Source organism: Butyrivibrio sp. INlla18 (assembly GCF_900103635.1).
Lineage (GTDB): Bacteria > Bacillota > Clostridia > Lachnospirales > Lachnospiraceae > Butyrivibrio.
The window spans coordinates 21,415-41,209 of record NZ_FMXK01000008.1 but is presented as its reverse complement, the minus strand read 5'-3'; the positions used below and the strand labels follow the sequence as shown (position 1 = coordinate 41,209).

Below are 19,795 nucleotides of genomic sequence, written 5' to 3'. Positions count from 1 at the left end.
AACTCTATGTGAGTTAGATTCACTTCGTTAGCCTTTAACTGCACCAACCATGATTCCTTTTGTAAAGAACTTCTGAACGAAAGGATATACGATCAGCATTGGAAGCATTGATATTACGATACTTGCCGCCTTGATATTTTCTGCCACGAGGTTAGTCTGAAGACCTTCCTCAACTGAAACATTGATGGATTCAACGAACTGCTTAAGTACCATCTGTACTGTAAAATACTTGGAGGAATTGATATAGTACAAAACATCGCTGATTCCGTTCCATCTTCCTACTGCGTAGAAAAGTCCAAGTGTTGCCATTGTTGGATATACCAGTGGAAGAACTACGCTTAAAAGACATCTTGCCTCGCTGCAACCATCAATCTTGGCCGCGTCATAGATAGCTGAGTCGATTCCTTTAAATGCGTTGCACATGATGATCATGTTGTATGCACTAAGGGCTCCTGGTACAATAAGTGCCCAAACAGTGTCTATCATCTTGAAGTCTCTTACGTTCAAGTACTCAGGAATAACGCCTGGGTGAAGATACATTGTAAGAACAAAGAGTGTCATTACGATCTTGCCGCCCACAAGTCCCTTCTTGGAAAGAGGATACGCTGCAAGCACTGTCATTACGAGGTTTATTACTGTTGATGCAAGCATTAGTACGATCGAGTACCAGAAGGCATTTACAAAGCTTCCGCTCTGAAGCGCTCTTGTATAAGCTTCTATATTGATATCCACAGGGAGGATAAATACCTTTCCTGCAAGGATTGCATTCTTACCACTAAGTGAAACAGCCAGAACTCGAAGGATAGGGATCATGGCGATACATGTTATAAGAATGAAGAATGCTGTCCAGAAAAACTGGAAAAGTCGTTCGTTTTTACTGTTGATAGCGCTCATTACATGATTCCCTCCTGTCCCATTTTTTTGATAACAGCATTAGCTGAAAATACTAAGATGATTCCAACTACTGTTTGGAACAGACCGACTGCTGTCGCAAAGTCGAATCTTCCTGCTGCAAGACCTACGGAATACACGTAAGTGCTGATAACGTCTGATGCATCTCTGACCAGGGTGTTACCCATCATATATGGTCTATCGAAGCTGATATTAACAAGCTTTCCGATCTGCATGATCAAAAGAACTGTAATAGTTGATGAAATCTGTGGAATAGTTACATGCCATATTCTCTGAAGTCTTGTTGCTCCATCGATATAAGCAGCTTCGCCAAGGGAAGCATCAGCAGCCATAAGCGCTGCCAGATAAACGATAAGTGAATATCCAGCTCCCTGCCATACACCCATTACCCAGTACACAAATCTCCACAGGAAGGAATTGCTTAGGAACGATACACTCTCACCCCCCAGTGATGTGATAACGTTATTAACAAGTCCTGAATTCGAAAAGAGCTGTGTAACGATTCCTGAGATGATAACCCAGGAAAGGAAGTTTGGAAGGTACAAAAGAGTCTGTGTAGTCTTTCTGATCCTTTCACTTCTAAGCTCATTTAAAAATATCGCAAGGAATATCGGAAATGGAAAACCTATGATAAGGTCACCAATATTAAGTATCAAAGTGTTCTTAAGGGCACTCCAGAAGTCTTTTGAAGTAAAAGCTTCTTTGAAGTTTGCAAGTCCGATCCATGGGCTATCCCAAATACCCTTAAATACGTTAAATTTCTTGAAAGCAACAATTACACCGAGCATTGGCTTGTACTTAAACAAGACCATATACACTACAGGAATTATGAGCATCAGGTACAACTGCCAGTTGTTTCTCAGGTATACTCTGACCTTCCCTCTCTTTTTCTTGTCCATATAACCCTCTCTTCCCAATATCTCAAAATGTGTTTCCCCCACATAATAGACGGCATAATGATAATCACTGTTCTCTTTATCATTATATATACTTATTTTACCCATGTCACCAACAAGAAACTACATTTATTTTGCCCTATACTTCAATAATCATTGCATTTTTTGTCATTTTACATTTTGGTCAAATATTCTGTCTTTTGATAAATCAAAAAGCGGATGTATGGTCATTTTTTCGACCTACATCCGCTTTAGGATCAATTATTTATTTTCAGAATATTCAAAGCCTCTAAGCTTTAATTCGCCTGCTTTGATACATGCTGCAAAGTGTCCTGGCTCGTACTGATCGTACTCAGGTGTGATCTCTTTACACTTCTCATCACAGAATCTGCATCTTGTGTGGAAGTAGCATCCACTTGGTGGATTTGCAGGGTTTGGAATCTCTCCTCTAAGAGGAATTCTCTCCTGCTGGAAGTTAGGATCAGCAACAGGAACTGCTGACATCAAAGCTTCTGTATATGGATGCTTTGGATGTGAGAAGATCTGCTCTGTCTCGCCATACTCTACCATCTTACCAAGATACATAACACCTACTCTGTCAGAGATATGCTCTACTACAGAAAGGTCATGTGAAATGAAGATGTATGTAAGCTTCATTTCTTTCTGAAGGTCTTTTAACAGGTTGATAACCTGCGCCTGGATAGAAACGTCAAGGGCTGATACAGCCTCGTCACATACGATGATCTTAGGATTAAGAACAAGAGCTCTTGCGATTCCGATACGCTGTCTCTGTCCACCAGAGAATGCATGTGGGTATCTCATGAGGTAAGCAGGATTAAGACCTACCTTCTCAGCCATGTCCTTAGCCTTCTGATCCATTTCGCTTTCTGGCATCTTAGGGAAGTTAGCCTTAAGTGGCTCCTTGATGATGTCCAGTACAGTCATTCTAGGATCAAGTGATGAATAAGGATCCTGGAAGATCATCTGGATCTCCTTACGGATTCCTTTCATCTTCTTTTTGTCTACTTTGAGGAAGTCGAGCTCTTCGCCAGCCTCTGTGCGGTACATTACTTCACCTTCAGATGCATCATAAGCTCTTACGATGCAACGACCAAGTGTTGTCTTACCACAACCAGACTCACCAACGATACCGATTGTCTCGCCTTCTTTTACGCTAAAAGAAACATCTGTAACAGCCTTAACTGTTACGTTCTTGGAGGTAAAACGCTTGTGAAGATGTTTTACTTCTAAAATATTATCTTTTTCCACGCTTCTTTCCTCCTTCTGGTGCAGGTTCTGAGGCTTCTTTAGCAAGTCTCTCCTCAACCTCTTTTCTGTGTGCCTGACAAGCTGGATTGTTGCAAGCAAAGCATGCAATCTTGTGTCCTGGCTCAGTCTCTACAAGTTCAGGCTCAGCCTTATCGCAAAGACCTTCGATCCTGCAATCACATCTGTCATAGAATCCACACTGCTTTGGAAGATTCATGGCAAGAGGTACAGTACCCTCGATAGAAAAAAGTCTCTCTTCCTTATTACCGCCAATCTTGTGAACAGAGCCCATAAGACCTCTTGTGTAAGGATGCTGAGGGTTTGCATATATTGTCTTGGCATCACCAGTCTCAACGACTTTACCAAGATACATAACAGCTACTCTATCGCACATTCTGGCAACAACACCAAGGTCATGTGTGATGAAGAGGATAGCCATGTTGAACTCTTTCTGAAGTTCCTTCATAAGCTCAAGGATCTGAGCCTGAATTGTAACGTCAAGAGCTGTAGTAGGCTCATCGGCAATGAGAAGCTTAGGGTTACATACAAGAGCCATAGCAATAAGGGCTCTCTGTAACATACCGCCTGAGAACTCGTGAGGATACTGATTGTATCTCTTTTCTACGTTGGCAATACCAACCTTTCTCATTACTTCAAGAGAGATCTCTTTAGCCTTTTTCTTATCCTTTGTAATATGTAAAAGAGTCGCTTCAGTGATCTGGTTACCAATTGTGTACATTGGAGAAAAAGCTACCATTGGCTCCTGGAAGATCATGGAAATCTGCTTTCCTCTGATATTACGGATCTCTTTTCCCTTAGGATTCATCTTGAGGATATCTACTTCTGTTCCATCCTCATTCTTGAACATGATCTCACCGCTTGGGATACACTTCTTGTCGTTGATAGCAAGAATAGATTTGCAGGTAATTGACTTACCACAACCTGATTCTCCAACAAGACCAAGTGTCTCGCCGCGCTTAATTTCGAAGTTTACGCCTCTTACAGGTGTAAGAGTGCCTTCCATCATCTTTATATCAACATGGAGGTCTTTTACTTCTATAATATTATCCTTTTCCATAAATTCCTCCTTATTATTTGTATGGATCAGCTGCATCTCTCATTCCGTCACCGAGGAAGTTGAATGCCAAAACTGTGATTGTTACAAAGATAATTGGAATAAGCTTGTGTGGGTTAGCTGCTACGTCAGTAACTGAGCTTGCTTCCTGAAGAAGTACTCCCCAGCTGGTTGCAGGGGACTTAATACCAAGTCCAAGGTATGACATAGAAGTCTCACCTACGATTGATCCAGGAATTCCAAGAGTAAGTGATACGATGAGGTAACTCATGAATCCAGGAACAAGGTGCTTCCAGATAATCTTCCAAGTTGATACACCAGAAATTCTGGCAGCCATTACATAATCTTCATTCTTGAGAGAAAGGAACTTGCCTCGAACTACACGGGCCATTCCTGTCCAGTTAATGAATGAAAGAATAATTGTCATGTAGAAGTACATCTTAATTGTTGAGATTCCGGCTGGAATAGCTGCTGAAAGTGCCATCCAAAGAGGAATCTGTGGCACAGCACCGATAACCTCGATAATACGCTGTATTACCATATCGATCGCTCCACCAAAGTAACCAGAGATTGATCCGATCGCAATTCCAAGGAAGAAGCTGATGATCGCGCTGGCAAATGGGATTGAAAGTGAGATTCTTGCTCCAAGAAGTACTCTTGAGAAAATATCTCGTCCAAGTGAATCCGCTCCGAAGAGGAATAACTTAGCTCCTGTTCCGCCATTTGATCCTTCGCCAACACCAAAGAGGTGAAGGTCACAAGGGAATAATCCTAAGATCTTGTACTCTGAGCCATGTACAAACCATTCAATCTTGTAATACTCTGAAAGATCAGGCTGAAGGCTTACTTCAAAGGTCTTTTTATCAATCTGCTTGGCAAGCTTGTATACGTGAGGTCCTACATTCTGGCCGTCGTAGATTGTATAGATTGCTGTTGGTGCTGAATTCCTGTAAAGTCCATCGAATTCATCAAGTGAATATGGAGCAAGGAAATCAGCGAAAAGTGCTGCAATATAAAGTATTGCTAAGATAAAGAATGAAACCTGTGCCAGTTTGTGCTTCTTGAGCTTTCTTGCCATCAAGGTCCACTGGGAGGCAAGATAATAATCGTCTTTTGACTTTGTGCGCTTTGCCATTATCTGTTACCTCCTGAATAACGAATTCTTGGATCAAGGAAAGCAAGTGCAATATCTGATAAAAGTACGCCGATTACGACCAGAACTGCCTGGATCATAACAATAGCACCTGCAAGGTACATGTCCTGAGACTGAAGTGCCTTGTAAAGTACAGGTCCCTGAATCTGCATGTTTAATACCATAGCTGTTACAGTTGAACCAGAGAAAAGACTTGATAATACTCCGCCAAGACCTGAAACAGTTGGGTTGATAGCTGCTCTGAAGCAGTACTTCATGATGATCTTGCCTTCTGGTACACCCTTTGCTCTTGCTGTAAGTGTGTACTGTCTAGCAACTTCATCAAGCATCTGTGCTCTAACTGAACGGATTATACCGCAAGTTCCACTTGTACCGATTACGACGATAGGAATGATCATTCTCTTCATGAAATCGCCGAAGTTGTAAAGGTGAACACCGTTCTTGAGCATTTCCTGTGTGAACAGACCTACGTTAGCGTTGCCTGTCCATCTATAAGATAAATACATAAGTACAATAGCCAAAATAAAGTTAGGAATAGCCGTACCCAAGAATCCTATGATGGCCGATATGTAATCGCCCACCGAATACTGATGGGTGCTGGCGTATACTGCTATAGGTATTGATACCAGATACTGGAACAACATAATAATGAAAGTTACGCCAATAGTTAATCCTAATCTGTCGTTTACTACGCTCCAAACATCACGACCATAAGCAAATGAATACTTCCAGTTGTGGTGTGAGTGATAAAGTCTGTAATAAGGTGTATCAGATGGTGTCCAGATAATATCTTTTACCCATTTGATATACTGCTGCCATACTGGCAGATCAAGACCATAGTCTTCTCTCATTGATGCTGCGTAATCTGCGTCAACCAGCTCACCTTCTGTGGCCAGAGCCGCAATATGTGCTGATACATAGTCTCCCGGAGGAAGCTGTATAACGAAGAAAACAAGAATTGAAATAAGAAGCAATGTAGGAATAAACATGAGTACACGCTTAACGATGTACTGAACAAGGTCTTTCTCAAAAAAGGCCTTCAGATTACCAACAAAGCTCTTTTTAGCCATTTTTTCCTCCATCAGAACTGTCCCTTTCTCAAAAAATCCGAGGGCGTTTTTAAAAACCTTTCGCGCCCCCGGAAATATTTACCAATTCAATTAGTGTTGATAATATTACTCAGCTTTGAAAAGTACCTCATAGTGAGTCATGTTAGCGTACTGATAGCAGTCAGCCCATACAAGGTTATCTGCATAGTTCTTGATCTTTGAGTTAATGAGCTCATATGAGTTTTCTGCCTTAAGATAACCAATTGACCAGAGGTTATCCTTGTGGATCTGGTAGATCTGTTCCTGATAAGCATCTCTTTCTGCTTCATCAGATGTTGAACGCCACTTGTCATAGATCTCAACAAGCTTTGCCATGTTGCCTGTAGGCTCAACACCCTGAGCGCCCTTTGTCTGGTAGTATGTACCATACTCACCATACCACTCTGATGACTGAGCGATAGGTACGAATGGAGCTGCTCTATCCTTAAGTGAAGCACCACCGATAGCTGTGTGAGGTCCCATTACTGCAACCCAGTCATTGTTATCGATCTGCTCATCAAATGCTGCTACTTCAAGGTTCTTGAGTGCACAGTTGATACCAACTGCTTTGTAGTACTGCTCGAATACTGGATATGATTCATCAGCACCGCCGTCATATGCAAGGAATGTAAGCATGAGGTCTGATCCATCTGCGAAATCGTAGAATCCGTCTGATCCCATTACAAGTCCACATCCTTCAAGAAGGCTCTTAGCCTTGTCTACATCATACTCTGTCCACTTTGTTGCCCACTCTTCATCGTATCCGATGTTGCCTTCAGCTGGAGCTGCCTGACCTGGCTCAAGGAATCCGTCTGAAAGAAGTTCTGATACCTGGTTTCTATCTACGCAGATTGACATTGCCTCACGGAAATCTGGGTTAGCAAAAAGTGTTGCATAGTTCTCATCTGTGTTTGTGTAGTTAAATGTGATCTGGTAACTACCCCAGTTTGTTGTGCCCCACTCACGAAGCTCAGCAGCATCGCCAAGATCACCAAGTGTTGCTGAAATGTCCTTCATAGCGATTGTGATGATATCAATCTCGCCTGAACGGAACATAAGAAGATCCTGTCCCTCTTCTGAAGTTGTGTTGAAGTGAAGTGCATCAACATAAGGAAGCTGATTGCCTGCTGCATCGACTTTCCAGAAGTATGGGTTACGATCCATGATGCAAAGTGTATCGTCTTTTGAGCTGTTGCCAGGAACAGTTGAAAGAACGAAAGAGTTAAGTGTTGGAAGTCCTGATGTGTTCCAGAAGTTGTAAGAAACTGCCTTACCAAGATCCTTAACTGTTGCTGCATCGATGCCCTTTTTCTGAGCGTTTGCAAGTACTTCCTCTTCAGAAAGACCTGTTGACTGCCAATACTCATTCTCTACATAAGGGAAATCCTCTGAATCAGGAATAAGATCGCTTAAGTAATGAGCTGGAGCCCAGCACCATTTGAAATCACCGTTCTCGATGAAGTCTGCTGGATACTTAGGATTTACAAATGTCCATGTTACTGTGTAATCATCAACCTTTGTAAGCTTTGCCCAAGCATCTTCGCCATTAACTTCTTCTTTGAGAGCTGGCCATCCGCTCTTCTTGCTATCAAAGTTTGAAAGGTGGCACATATAGTACCAGAATGTAATGTCATCTGCTGTGAAAGGCTCACCATCTGACCACTTCATGCCTTCTCTTAAGTGGAATGTCCACTCTGTGTAGTCATCGTTGTGATCGAAAGCCTTGATTACGTTTGGATAATAAGATCCGTCTGTGTTGTAACGGATAATAGACTCAAGTGTTGGTCTGGATAATCCCCATCCGCCGCCAGCACCTGCAAGATTGATAACCCCACCATAATTACCGATTTCAAGGTGTGCACCAGTTGCATCTACAGTTTCAACAAAAACGTTATCAGCGTCTGGAATTCTCTCCTCAACTGCTGGAAGTGTTCCTGCTGATACCTGCTCAGCAAGCATTGGAGCTTCTGAATAGCTCCCAAGGTTAACTTCTACCTGTGATACTTCTTCTGTTGTAGCCTCTGTTCCTGCCTGTTCTGTTGTTGTGTTATTGTCTACCCCAGTTTCATTAGGAGTAGCTGCTCCGCCACAACCTGCTAACATCGTCATAGATGTTGCTGCTACAAGAACCATAGACATTAATCTAGAATTCTTCTTTCTCATAAGTTCCTCCTTTGGTAATTCACCAATACATTATGATATTAACATATTATCAGACCGTAGTAAGGTAAAATAGCTTAAATTTTTTGCTTATTTTTAAAAAACATTGCATTTTTTGTCATTTTAATTATTTTCACTTGTATAATTTGCGATACAGGTCTTTTAACACTTCCACGTCTAGCTCTCTTACTGTGTTAGATGGGCTTCCGCTTACCATTGCATCTTCGGCCATTTTATCGATCTGAGCATAGAATTCATCACGATTTATGCCATATCCCTCAAGTGTTGGTATGTGACAAACATTGCAGATTTTTTTGATCTCAACCATAAAGTTATCTGATGCCTGTTCATCTGAATCTTCATCAGTTGCTGCCCCTATTGCTCTTGCCATATCAGCAAATCTGTCCTTGGCTCCCTCTTTGGCATACTCAAGGCACACACTAAGGAGCATTGCATTAGAGATTCCATGTGGCACGTGGAAAAGAGCTCCGATAGGGCGGCTCATCCCATGAACCAGTGTTACACTTGAATTGTTAAAGGCCATTCCAGCCTCCAAAGCAGCTATAGACATCTGTGTTCTAGCCACATCGCTTCCATTGTCATGATATGCAAGAGGTAGATAATGGAATATCCTTCTTATTGCAGATATTGCCAAGGTGTCTGTAAGTGGCTGAGCCTTCCTCGATGTATACGCTTCAACCGCATGAGTAAGGGCATCAAGACCTGTTGACGCTGTCATCTTTGGAGGAAGTGTCATTGTCAGCTCTGGGTCAATAATTGCAACATCTGGCATAAGCTGAGCACCCTTTAAAAGCATCTTCACACCTGTATCCACATCAGAAATAATGGTAAACTGTGTAGCCTCTGAGCCTGTTCCTGCTGTTGTTGGGATTGCTACCATCTTGGCTCTTATGCCAGATATTTCTTTTCCCATATAATCTGATATCTTGCCGGTGTTGGCATCCATTGCCGCAACTGCCTTCATTATATCAAGGGCGCTTCCACCGCCTATTCCCACAAGAAAATCGCAAGCCTCGTTTCTGTAGATCGACAGAGCATCCTCTATCATCACATTAGTTGGCTCCCCCAAGAAATCATCATATATTGCAAAAGAAATACCTTTTTTATTTAGTGCATCTGTGATGATCTTTACTTTGCCAAGTTTTTCTGTTATCTGATCGCATACTATGAGAGCTTTTTTACCAAAACCATCTACGTATGATCCGACTTCCTTTATGCTTCCTTTTCCAGTAACTATCTTTCCCGGAACAATAAACTCTTTAGCCATTAGTTACTTCCCCCTTACTCGACCTCTGAAAGCTTTACAGGTCTATGTTCTTTTACAGAAAGATTTGCTGCCATTGCCATGAGTACTGGCTTAAGACCATCTTCAATGCCAACCGCTGTATCTGTGTCATTCTCAACTGCCTCGATAAAGGACTTGATCTCATCTGAATATGCCTGCATGTACCTCTCAAGGAAGAAGAAAAGAGGCTTCTCTCCTGTTACTCCATCCTGATTTGATACAGTCACATTTGACTGGGCATCATTAGTGATAGCTGCCATTCCCTTTGAACCGAACACTTCTGCTCTCTGATCATAGCCGTATACTGACTTTCTGCAGTTATCGATCACTACAAGCGCACCGTTTTTCATCTTGATAGTGATCACCGCAGTGTCCACATCTCCAGCCTTGCCAATCTCTGGATCCACCAAAACTGCTGACTGAACATAAACTTCTTCTGCATCGCAACCAGCAAGGAATCTAGCCATGTCAAAATCATGAATTGTCATATCCATGAACATTCCGCCAGATACTGCAACATATGCTGGTGAAGGTGGCTCTGGATCTCTTGATGTGATCTTGATGATCTGAGGATCTCCGACTTTGCCAGCTGCAACTGCTGCCTGCACAGCCCTGAAATTGTGGTCAAATCTTCTGTTGAAGCCTACCTGATATTTGAGGTTCTTGCCCTTTAATGCATCAATGACTTCATGAATCTTGCTTACGTCATGATCAATTGGCTTTTCGCAAAAGACATGCTTTCCAGCGTTTATTGCTTCTATAGAAATAGGTGCATGAGTATCTGTTGATGAGCAGATGAGTACCGCATGGATCTCAGGGTCATTAATGATGTCCTTATAATCTTTTGTTATCTTCTCTATTCCCATGCCTTCTGCCCACTTAGCAGTTTCATCATTCATAAATGGATCTGCCAGTGTCTTGATCTTTGCACCAGGTACATTATTAGTAATACTCTGTACATGTACCTTTCCAATTCTACCTGCCCCAATTATTCCTACTGTAACCATATATTTTCCCCTTTACGTTTTTGATACCTGACGAAGTATGGGGAGGATATTAACTGCAAAAATAATAATCACTTTGAGGACGCTTCCGCTCCGTTGTGCTTCGTAGCGGTACTAATGCCGCAAAAAACACGGCATAAGTACCGACGAGCACAAAGGCTCTCAAAGTTGCTTATTACTTTTGGCAGTTCCTATCCTCACCTCATACTTCTGTCATTATTAAATTTCATAAAATGTAAATATTTCTTACTATTTCTAAATATCTAACCCTACGTTTTCTACTAAATCCCCTACAATTTATAGTCCTGTTTTTTCACTAATATATTTTCTTGCTTTCAATGCGTATTCAAATGGGTTTGCTTTAGCTGGGTCTTGCTCTGCCTCAACAACTACCCAACCTTCGTAATTCGTTGCTTCCAATATTCTGAATAGTGGAGCAAAATTCACGTCACCATCTCCAGGTACGGTAAATACTCCCTCTCGTACACCTTTTAGAAAACTCCACTTATTCTCTCTTGCCTCATTAACTTTGGCTGTTCTAATGTCTTTTAAGTGCACATGTTTCACACGCTTTGCGAACTTGGCAAGAATTGGCTCTGGGTCGATTCCTGCAAATGACAGATGTCCTGAATCGAACAAGAGATAGACAAGGTCTGGATCTACCATGTCCATGAATCTATCAATCTCTTCTTCTGTCTGCACTACAGTACCCATGTGGTGATGATATGTGAGGATCATGCCGTTATCCTTGGCAACCTTGCCGAGACGGTTGAGTCCATCTACAAGTCTGTCCCACTCTTCATCATTCATGACATATTTGCCTTCAAATATTGGCTGGTCTAATTTGCCCTGAGTAGAATAGCTCTGCTCTGAAGCACCTATTACCTTAGCTCCGAGAGCCTTCAGGAAATTAAGCTGAGCCACGAACTCTTTTTTCACCTCTTCATATGGCTTTGTTAAAAGAAATGAGGAGAACCATTGATTGCACACCTGAATCCCCCTAAGATCAAGCGCCTTCTTCAGTTCTTCTGCATCCTTTGGATACTTGCTTCCTACTTCGCAGCCCTTAAAGCCTGCAAGTGCCATCTCGCTGATGCACTGCTGAAATGTGTTTTCTTTTCCCAGATCTGGCATGTCGTCATTGGTCCAACCAATAGGCGCAATGCCAAGTGATACCTTCTTACTATCTAACATTACCTTCTCCCCTTTGTTGTCAATATAGTCTTACCCCTTGTAGTCGTACAGCCATGTATAACGCTCATCATCAATTCTGTCGGTCCATGGATTGCCTGGCAGATGCCTGATCATCCAACAGGTATACATCTGAAATCCTGGTGCACAGGACTGTGGATGCATCTTTCCACCTGGAATTGCTGAAAAGCTACCATCAACGCTCTTGAAGACCTCATCTCCTACAAAGCTTGCCCCGAACCCCTCCGGTCTATCAAATAGGAAATAATAAGTCTCTGGCTGTGGATGAGTGTGTGGTATGTATCCTGACCAGTTTCCTGGATCATTTAACACTTCTCCAAGGACCATGTTTGAGTAAGGCGCTGTCTCATAGTCAAAGGCTGTGCTTACTCTTCTTTTTGCAGTTCCCCCGAACTTGTCCTTGCAAGAGTAGATCCATGGTGTGTTCTCAGGATCATAAAACTTAGCATCAAATTCTCTTTCATTGTCAGTGCACTGAACAAGAATCTCTGCGTCGCTCTCTGCTGTAACCGTAACCCTAGTGTTTTTGCAAACATGAAGTGCATAGAGGCCATCTGTGAAGACGTCCTTTCTGTACACTTCCTTTTCCTGACCATTCCAGGAATATTTAAGTTTTCCTTTTAGCAAAAGAACTGCCATCTCCTCTTTAGGTTTCACAAATTCTTTTACCTGGCCCTTAGACATACGAAATACTCTGATGTCCATCATCATGTCTTTATAGTCGTTATCATAAGTTGTTAGGATCTTTTCGCCCTTATCATCAAACTCTGGATAACCAAAAACCTTTCCCATATCTGTCCCCTTCTCTAAAAAAGATTTATTAGTACTTACGAGCTTCTGATCTGCCTTCTTCAACTTCTTTGCGGCAAGCCCTTACGCTCTTACTAGTTGATACTGCTGCAAGGCCAACATCCCACCATGAATCATAACCATCTGTCATGGTCTTTGGCATTACCTTGAGGTCGATAAGCGTTGAAACCTTCTGCTTCTTGGAATCCTTAAGGGCTGCTTCAAGCTCTTCTACAGTTCTGACTGTGTAGGTCTTAAGTCCATAGCCATTGCCGATCATTGCATAATCGATAGGAATAAGGTCTCCTGAGAGCTTTCCGTTTTTGTCTCTGTATCTAAACTCAGTTGCCATTGAGCCTATGCCATGGGTCATCTCAAGATTATTGATACATCCAAAACCGCAGTTATCAAATACTAAGATATTGATCTTGGCTTTTTCCTGCATTGCTGTAGCTATCTCGCTGTGGAGCATTAGGAAACTTCCATCCCCAAGGAATGTATAGACTTCCTTCTTTGGCTCAGCCATCTTGACTCCAAGAGCTCCTGCAACCTCGTATCCCATACATGAGTAGCCATACTCTGCGTGGTAAGCGTATCTTTCATCAGTAGTCCACATTCTCTGAAGGTCGCTTGGAAGTGATCCGCCAGCTGTTACAATGTTTGCGTTTGCATCGATGTTTCTTCTAACTGTCGCTATTGCAGCTGTCTGCGTCAATGTGGCACCGGTCAATTTGTGGAACTCAGGAAGAGTTCTAGGATCTCTGGCTTCGATCATTGGCTTAAACTTATCGCCTGTGTAAACGATGCCTGCAAGCTTATCCATCTCCTTTGACCACTTCTGCTTTGCGGTCTTTATCTCATCCTTATAGGCACTCTTATATTTCTTTTTCTTAAGCTCTGCTGTTACAAGTGTCAGTGTCTCTTTCAAGTCACCTACTGCCTTTGTAGCGTCCATCTTGTATGCATCAAAGCGGTTTGCATTTATTGTCACTACTGAAACACCTGGCTTAAACTGCCTCTTTGAACCTGTCGTAAAGTCAGAAAGCCTTGTGCCAAGGGCAATGATAAGGTCTGCTTTTTTGGCAATCTGATTTGCTGCAGATGTTCCTGTTACACCGATTCCTCCTAGGCACATTGGATCTGATGACTTGCAAGCACTCTTTCCTGACTGAGTCTCACCAAACGGGATGTTAAAAGAGCTGCAGAACTTCTCTATTGTCTCGCCTGCCTCTGAGTATTTAGCTCCTCCGCCAACTATAACAAGTGGCTTTTTGGCCTTTGAGATCTTTAAGACAATATCTGCAATTTCTTCTGAAGCAGCTGCCTGACGAACGATCTTGTGAACTCTCTTTTTAAAGAAGTACTCTGGATAGTCATAGGCCTCGCCTTCGATATCCTGTGGAAGAGAAATGCAGACTGCACCTGTTTCTGCTGGATCCGTCAAAACTCTCATTGCGCTTATCATTGCTGTCATGAGCTGCTCAGGTCTGTTTATTCTGTCCCAATATTTGCAGACTGGTTTAAAAGCATCATTTGTTGTAACTGCCAGCGAGCCCTCTACTTCGAGCTGCTGAAGAACAGGATCTGGCTGTCTTGATGCAAATGTGTCTGCTGGAAATACTAAAAGTGGAATATGATTGACTGTGGCATCTGCGCAGGCTGTTACCATATTGGCGGCGCCTGGACCTACACTAGATGAACAAGCGATGATCTTTCTGCGGTTATGTTGCTTGGCAAATGCACAGGCGGTGTGACACATACCCTGCTCATTTCTACCCTGAAAGACCTTGAGCTTTCCTGGATCACTGTCTAGGGCTTCCCCAAGTCCTACAGCGATACCATGGCCAAAGATTGTAAATATCCCCTCTACAAACTTTGTCTCCTTACCATCAAAGGAAACATACTGCTGGTCAAGAAACTTAACCAGCGCTTGAGCTGTTGTAAGCTTTATAGTTTTCTCCATGACCTTCTCCTATATTAAATTTGCTATACCCCTTAACTACGCTCTTTGTCTTTTCCCAAAATAAAAAATGTACGGTATAGAGCGTAATTGTTACCCTATACCATACATTTTATTTTTATTATTGCGCATATTCTACGCGCTTTTTGTGATGACTTCATAAAAAGATTGCATTTTTTGTCATCAAACTCTTGCGATCATTTCACCATATTCTTTTTTCTCTTCTTCTATAAATTTCCTAACTTCTTCTGTAGCTGGAAGTTCCTCTGAACAAGAGTGGCTCTTAACCATCATAGATGCCTCTGCACTACCAAACTCAAGACAATCGATCATATCCCAACCTGAGAATATTCCATAAAGGAAGGCTGATGCGTATCCATCTCCGCCGCCAAAGCCCTTAAGCGCTTTTACAGGGAATGGCTTTATTGAATATTTCTCACCATCCTTGGTGTAGGCCGTTGAGCCTTCTTTACCATGCTTGATCAGGACGATCTTGGCGTTTTGAGAGAACCAATACTTTGCTGTCTCCTCGTCATTTAACCCTGGCATAATGAGCTTTTGAGTAAGGTCAAACTCTTCTCTTGAACCCATGATGATATCTGCTTCTTTGGCAACTGCTGCGTAGTAGATTGAGATCTCATCGTCGTTTTTCCAGTTGTAAGCTCTGTAGTCTACATCAAAAATGACTCTTGTGCCATTTTTCTTGGCCAGCATAACTGCCTTCAAAGCCGCTTCTCTTGAAGGACTCTCAGCAAGAGATGTTCCTGAGATCAGGAGGGCCTTACTATTTTTGATATAGTCTTCATCTATATCCTCAACTGAAAGCTGAAGATCAGCGATGTCATTTCTGTACATCAGGATACTGCTCTCTGTTGGCGAGAGTATCTCTGTAAATGTAAGACCAAGCTTCTCGCCATTTGTACATCTTGTGATGTGGGATGTATCTACGCCTTCTTTGTTCATGAAATTCACTACGAAATTTCCAAACTGGTCATCAGATACCTTGGCAAAAAAGCCTGCCTTAAGGCCGTGTCTTGTGACACCAATCGAAGTGTTTGCTGGTGAGCCACCAACGTACTTCTTGAATGTTGTGCATTCTTCTAGTGGATGAAAATAGTCTACTGGATTGAAATCAATTGCGATCCTTCCAAGAAAAACTATGTCCATCTTTCTTGTGCTATCAAATTCTAAATACTTCATGTTGCTATCCCCTTTGTATTCCCCAATACATTTTATATAGATAATTTAGAACTGACTTCTCTTATTTCTAATTGTGATCGTGTGATCAAATCCTGTGTAATCAGTAAAGTAAACTGTTGATGCACCTGCATTTCTCAGCTCTGAATCCTCTTTACCCTCCATAAATCTGTGAGTTCCAAAGGCTGGTCCAATAACAAGTGTATCCTTGCTGTTTGAAAGCTCTACATTTCCATCTTTTACTGTGAGAGCTTCATTGCCTGAAAGGTGCATAGCAAGGTGATCATTTTCAATGAATGTTGCTCCAGTAAATGCAAGCTCGATTCTCCATGGATCTCCATCAACACCGCTTGTCTTAACCCTTACATCGATTCCATCTTTTTCAGAAGACTCTGTTACCCAAACATCAATATCCATGTCAGGTCCCATCTTCTTGTCTCTGTTTGCATTGTCCATCTGCCACCAGTCGTTGGTCTCTGGAATCTTGTCTGCACTCCATGGCAGGTAGTACCAGCCATGCATTGTCTGGTGCAGGTGTACTCCTCCAGGAATCTCCTCGATGGTGTCAGCCTTGAAAGCTCTGTGTTCACAGAAGCTTCCTGCAACCTTCATCTCAAGCTTGATGCTTCCGTTGTGGAAATAAAGGAAGTTTGACTTGCCACTCATGGTTGTATATGTATATCTTCCAGATTTGTTTCTGGCGATACCTGAGTTTTTATAAAATACGTGGTAATCAGGATTGCTGTAAAGTCCCTCGTGCTCTATTGTTCTCCACTCTGGATACCACATGAAATAAATGAGGCAGTCAGGAGCTAAGAGATTCTTGGACTGACAAATATCTATAATGCTGTTGCACATCTCGTAGAACTCAGGCACGTTGTGACGCTGGCCCATGAGCATATACTCTGTGTAATAATCTGTAGGATATGAGAGACGGTCCTTATCAAATCTAGTTGAGTTAGCTGTATAAACTGATCCGTCTGGCTCCCAGTAATGAAGCATCATGTGAAGATTTCTAACTGCGTAGTCTTCGTAAGAAGCATCACCTGTTGCCTCAGCAAGTGTGATCATAGCATCGTTATTTACTCTGTTATAGTTACCAGCTGACTTCTCTGCAAACTCTCCATCTTCATTGCAGTCGATTCCCTCTGCAAGATATCTGTTTGCGCAGGCTCTCATATCATCATTGTCATAGATCTTGGCACATTCCATAAGAGTTGAAGCGATTGCCCATCTATGGTTTGGAGTATGGAAGCCACCAGTCATGATACCGTGAGCCGCCTTCTCGATGATCTCGTTCATTGTCTCGAAGATCTCATTCTCCTCAGCAGTTCTTTTATCTCCTACGATATCTCTAAGGTAAAAGAAAAATGGCATGAGCTTCTTGATTGAAAAAGCTGTATCTGGAGCGGAATTGAAGTTACATGTTACATAGTCGTAAAGTCCGCTTTCATGCTGCATCATCTTGGCAAACTTAAAACCAAGTCTGATCCTCTTCAAAAGTTCCTCACTTCTATAAAGCTCACTGTCACTATTGCAATAAAGAGCTATCATTGAAGCTGTTCTATAGATGGTGAACTTTGCATCTAGGATGTGATCATCATCAAGAAATGCTCCCTGATTAGGATTGTTCTCATCCATGATCTGCTGACGCATGGACTCGTAAACTCTTTCTTCTGTGTCCTTTAAAATTATCTGATAATGTTTTTCCATAATACACCTCTTTTAATTAACCTTTGCTAATTAGTGCTGCTCCTACTATTCCTACATCTCCTGCGTCTGCGATTCCCTTAGCCACAGTGATGAGTGTATTCTTTTTGCTGGTTCTGGAGTAAACTCCTTTACTAACTTTTTCTCTAAGCTGATCTATGAAAAGATCTGCTGCCCTCGTAATTCCGCCGCTTAAAACTAATACTTCCGGCTGAAGGATATTTATTATGTCTATAAGTCCCTCTGCAAGATATGTTGTAAACTGATCAAGGACCTTGAGCGCTGCCTCATTCTTTTCCCTTACAAGGCCAAAGAATTTCTCGCCGTCCATATCATCAACATTCATAGCTTCTTTTGCCTGCTGCATAAGAGCTGTAGCTGATGCGTAGTTTTCAAAGCATCCTCTTCTTCCGCAGTTACAATCTACGCCTTCCACATTTATTGTCATGTGTCCGATCTCTGCTGCCGCGTAGTTGATTCCTCTTACAACCTTGCCATCTATGATGATCCCACCACCGATTCCAGTTCCAAGAGTTACCATCACAAAATTCTTGGCATCATAATCACCTGTAATATACTCACCAATTGCCGCAGCATTAGCATCATTGTCAAAGCATGTAACACTTCCAAGTTCCTTGCCAAGTGCCTTCTGAAGCTCTGGTAAAAATGGCACATCCTCAAATCCAAGATTGTTGGCATACATGATCTTTCCTGTATCAAGCTCCGCCGTTCCCGGCACCCCAACACCGATGGATTCGATTTCTGATTCATTTAAACCATTCCTAGCAATCAACTCCTTTACAGTTGTTGCTATGGCTTTGATCATCCCTTCTGGACTACTAGCTTCTGATGTCTTAACACCAGTCTTGTCCACGATCTTGTAGGTTTCATCCACGATTCCTATGGCAATATTGGTTCCACCTACATCCACTCCAATTCTATACATTCCACACCTCTATAATTCACGCCTTCAATGCTTCAAGAAGGAATAACATTGCGAGAGCCTGACCATATGGCATTGGCTTAATTTCGATGGTCTTATAGAAGTCTTTTGACTCTCTACCCATTGGTGTTCCGTATGATACCTGGTTGACTGTTCCATCTTCTGCGATGTTTGCAAGTACTGCATCAAGTGCCTTAAGTCCAACCTCTTTATACTTAGGATCAATAAGTCCCATTCTAACTGACTTAAGAATTCCGTATGCAAATCCGCATGTAGCACTTGTCTCAACATATGATGTTGGATCATCTACAAGTGTGTGCCACATTCCGCTCTCATCCTGATATTTCTCAAGAGCTTCTACCTGACGCTCCAAAGCACCAATAAGAAATCTTCTGTCTGCGCCATTTACATCAGCAATTGAAAGGTACTCAGGGATTGCCATTGTGAACCAGCAATTTCCTCTGCCCCAAAGAGCTTCTGCAAAGTTGTGGTTTCCGTTAAAGGTCCATCCGTGGAAAAGAAGTCCTGTCTTGCGATCTGTAAGATACTTGATGTGAAGAAGGAACTGATATCTTGCCTCTTCTCTGTACTCATCGTTATCTTCGATCTCACCCATGCTTGCAAGGAACATTACTGTCATAAACAGTGTATCATCCCAAAGCTCTTCGTTGTTTTCACTATCTGATGTTCTGTGAGTAAAGCCTCCCTCTTTTGTTCTTACGAAATCTTTCATGATGGCTTCTGCCCACTCATGGCAAACTTCTCTGTATTTTGGATTTTCTTTTTCTTTTAACAAAAATGAAAGTGTTAAAAGTGGAGCTGTTGTATTTATGTTCTTGGCAGGAAGTCCAAGTGAGATCTCCTTGTCATAGAACTTATCAAGGAAATCGTAGTAATCCTTATTTCCTGTCTCTTCAAAGAGCTGCAAAAGTCCGTAAAGTCCTACTCCCTGAGTCCACTCCCAGTGCTGGTATCTTGATACATCATCTCCAGCAAGATTCTTGGATTTCATATTTTCCAAAAAGAACTCATCATCCTCATAGAGGAATTTCTGGAAACTATCTGCCAGAACCTTCAGAGTATTTGTTATTAATTCATTATCGACTTTCATTTGCTACCTC

16 protein-coding genes are annotated in these 19,795 nt (G+C 42.1%); all 16 read right to left on the bottom strand.

Features of this window, described 5'->3' with window-relative positions; translation table 11 throughout:
* Positions 1-27: 27 nt before the first annotated feature.
* Entirely contained in the window at positions 28-894 is an 867-nt protein-coding gene (locus BLS24_RS06455; protein WP_091757266.1) for a carbohydrate ABC transporter permease, read from the bottom strand.
* The gene (locus tag BLS24_RS06450; RefSeq protein WP_071174956.1) at positions 894-1,811 is read right to left on the bottom strand and encodes an ABC transporter permease; all 918 of its coding nucleotides are present in this window, start codon (positions 1,809-1,811) and stop codon (positions 894-896) included. Before BLS24_RS06450 ends, BLS24_RS06455 begins: the two co-directional genes overlap by 1 nt.
* A gap of 258 nt (positions 1,812-2,069) precedes the next feature.
* Entirely contained in the window at positions 2,070-3,077 is a 1,008-nt protein-coding gene (locus BLS24_RS06445) for an ABC transporter ATP-binding protein (RefSeq protein WP_091757264.1), read from the bottom strand.
* Entirely contained in the window at positions 3,064-4,155 is a 1,092-nt protein-coding gene (locus BLS24_RS06440) for an ABC transporter ATP-binding protein (RefSeq protein WP_091757262.1), read from the bottom strand. The genes BLS24_RS06445 and BLS24_RS06440 overlap by 14 nt, the downstream gene beginning before the upstream one ends.
* A 13-nt stretch (positions 4,156-4,168) precedes the next feature.
* Positions 4,169-5,287: an ABC transporter permease gene (locus BLS24_RS06435; RefSeq protein ID WP_091757260.1), complete on the bottom strand. Its 1,119-nt coding sequence runs from the start codon at positions 5,285-5,287 to the stop codon at positions 4,169-4,171.
* Positions 5,287-6,375, bottom strand: coding sequence for an ABC transporter permease (locus BLS24_RS06430; RefSeq protein ID WP_071174953.1), 1,089 nt, complete (start codon positions 6,373-6,375; stop codon positions 5,287-5,289). The genes BLS24_RS06435 and BLS24_RS06430 overlap by 1 nt, the downstream gene beginning before the upstream one ends.
* 105 nt (positions 6,376-6,480) lie before the next feature.
* Positions 6,481-8,556, bottom strand: a complete 2,076-nt coding sequence (locus tag BLS24_RS06425) for an ABC transporter substrate-binding protein (protein ID WP_091757258.1) — start codon at positions 8,554-8,556, stop codon at positions 6,481-6,483.
* A 130-nt stretch (positions 8,557-8,686) separates the two neighbouring features.
* Positions 8,687-9,841, bottom strand: coding sequence for an iron-containing alcohol dehydrogenase (locus BLS24_RS06420; protein ID WP_091757256.1), 1,155 nt, complete (start codon positions 9,839-9,841; stop codon positions 8,687-8,689).
* Between the two features lie 14 nt (positions 9,842-9,855).
* Complete coding sequence (iolG, locus tag BLS24_RS06415; protein WP_091757254.1) at positions 9,856-10,866, bottom strand: inositol 2-dehydrogenase; 1,011 nt, start codon at positions 10,864-10,866, stop codon at positions 9,856-9,858.
* Positions 10,867-11,160: 294 nt separating this feature from the next.
* Positions 11,161-12,057 carry a myo-inosose-2 dehydratase gene (iolE, locus tag BLS24_RS06410; RefSeq protein WP_091757252.1) on the bottom strand — a complete coding sequence of 299 codons (897 nt, stop codon included), beginning with the start codon at positions 12,055-12,057 and terminating at the stop codon, positions 11,161-11,163.
* A gap of 30 nt (positions 12,058-12,087) precedes the next feature.
* A complete protein-coding gene (locus BLS24_RS06405) occupies positions 12,088-12,867 on the bottom strand; it encodes a 5-deoxy-glucuronate isomerase (protein ID WP_091757250.1) in 780 nt (259 codons plus the stop codon).
* A gap of 28 nt (positions 12,868-12,895) precedes the next feature.
* On the bottom strand, positions 12,896-14,827 hold the full coding sequence (iolD, locus tag BLS24_RS06400) for a 3D-(3,5/4)-trihydroxycyclohexane-1,2-dione acylhydrolase (decyclizing) (protein WP_091757248.1): 1,932 nt from the start codon (positions 14,825-14,827) through the stop codon (positions 12,896-12,898).
* A gap of 180 nt (positions 14,828-15,007) precedes the next feature.
* Complete coding sequence (gene iolC / locus BLS24_RS06395) at positions 15,008-16,024, bottom strand: 5-dehydro-2-deoxygluconokinase (protein WP_091757246.1); 1,017 nt, start codon at positions 16,022-16,024, stop codon at positions 15,008-15,010.
* 45 nt (positions 16,025-16,069) lie between these two features.
* On the bottom strand, positions 16,070-17,734 hold the full coding sequence (locus BLS24_RS06390; RefSeq protein ID WP_091757244.1) for a hypothetical protein: 1,665 nt from the start codon (positions 17,732-17,734) through the stop codon (positions 16,070-16,072).
* 16 nt (positions 17,735-17,750) lie between these two features.
* A complete protein-coding gene (locus tag BLS24_RS06385; protein WP_091757241.1) occupies positions 17,751-18,677 on the bottom strand; it encodes an ROK family protein in 927 nt (308 codons plus the stop codon).
* Positions 18,678-18,693: 16 nt separating this feature from the next.
* Positions 18,694-19,785 (bottom strand): beta-galactosidase BglB, encoded by a 1,092-nt coding sequence (gene bglB, locus BLS24_RS06380; protein WP_091757239.1) that lies wholly within the window; start codon positions 19,783-19,785, stop codon positions 18,694-18,696.
* Positions 19,786-19,795: the final 10 nt, after the last annotated feature.

Coding starts and splice junctions, on each gene's coding strand:
- BLS24_RS06425 (WP_091757258.1), bottom strand. CDS start 8,556: ATGAGAAAGAAGAATTCTAGATTAATGTCTATGGTTCTTGTAGCAGCA.
- iolE (WP_091757252.1), bottom strand. CDS start 12,057: ATGTTAGATAGTAAGAAGGTATCACTTGGCATTGCGCCTATTGGTTGG.
- BLS24_RS06390 (WP_091757244.1), bottom strand. CDS start 17,734: ATGGAAAAACATTATCAGATAATTTTAAAGGACACAGAAGAAAGAGTT.
- BLS24_RS06430 (WP_071174953.1), bottom strand. CDS start 6,375: ATGGCTAAAAAGAGCTTTGTTGGTAATCTGAAGGCCTTTTTTGAGAAA.
- BLS24_RS06455 (WP_091757266.1), bottom strand. CDS start 894: ATGAGCGCTATCAACAGTAAAAACGAACGACTTTTCCAGTTTTTCTGG.
- BLS24_RS06420 (WP_091757256.1), bottom strand. CDS start 9,841: ATGGCTAAAGAGTTTATTGTTCCGGGAAAGATAGTTACTGGAAAAGGA.
- BLS24_RS06385 (WP_091757241.1), bottom strand. CDS start 18,677: ATGTATAGAATTGGAGTGGATGTAGGTGGAACCAATATTGCCATAGGA.
- BLS24_RS06450 (WP_071174956.1), bottom strand. CDS start 1,811: ATGGACAAGAAAAAGAGAGGGAAGGTCAGAGTATACCTGAGAAACAAC.
- BLS24_RS06405 (WP_091757250.1), bottom strand. CDS start 12,867: ATGGGAAAGGTTTTTGGTTATCCAGAGTTTGATGATAAGGGCGAAAAG.
- BLS24_RS06440 (WP_091757262.1), bottom strand. CDS start 4,155: ATGGAAAAGGATAATATTATAGAAGTAAAAGACCTCCATGTTGATATA.
- bglB (WP_091757239.1), bottom strand. CDS start 19,785: ATGAAAGTCGATAATGAATTAATAACAAATACTCTGAAGGTTCTGGCA.
- BLS24_RS06435 (WP_091757260.1), bottom strand. CDS start 5,287: ATGGCAAAGCGCACAAAGTCAAAAGACGATTATTATCTTGCCTCCCAG.
- iolD (WP_091757248.1), bottom strand. CDS start 14,827: ATGGAGAAAACTATAAAGCTTACAACAGCTCAAGCGCTGGTTAAGTTT.
- iolG (WP_091757254.1), bottom strand. CDS start 10,866: ATGGTTACAGTAGGAATAATTGGGGCAGGTAGAATTGGAAAGGTACAT.
- iolC (WP_091757246.1), bottom strand. CDS start 16,024: ATGAAGTATTTAGAATTTGATAGCACAAGAAAGATGGACATAGTTTTT.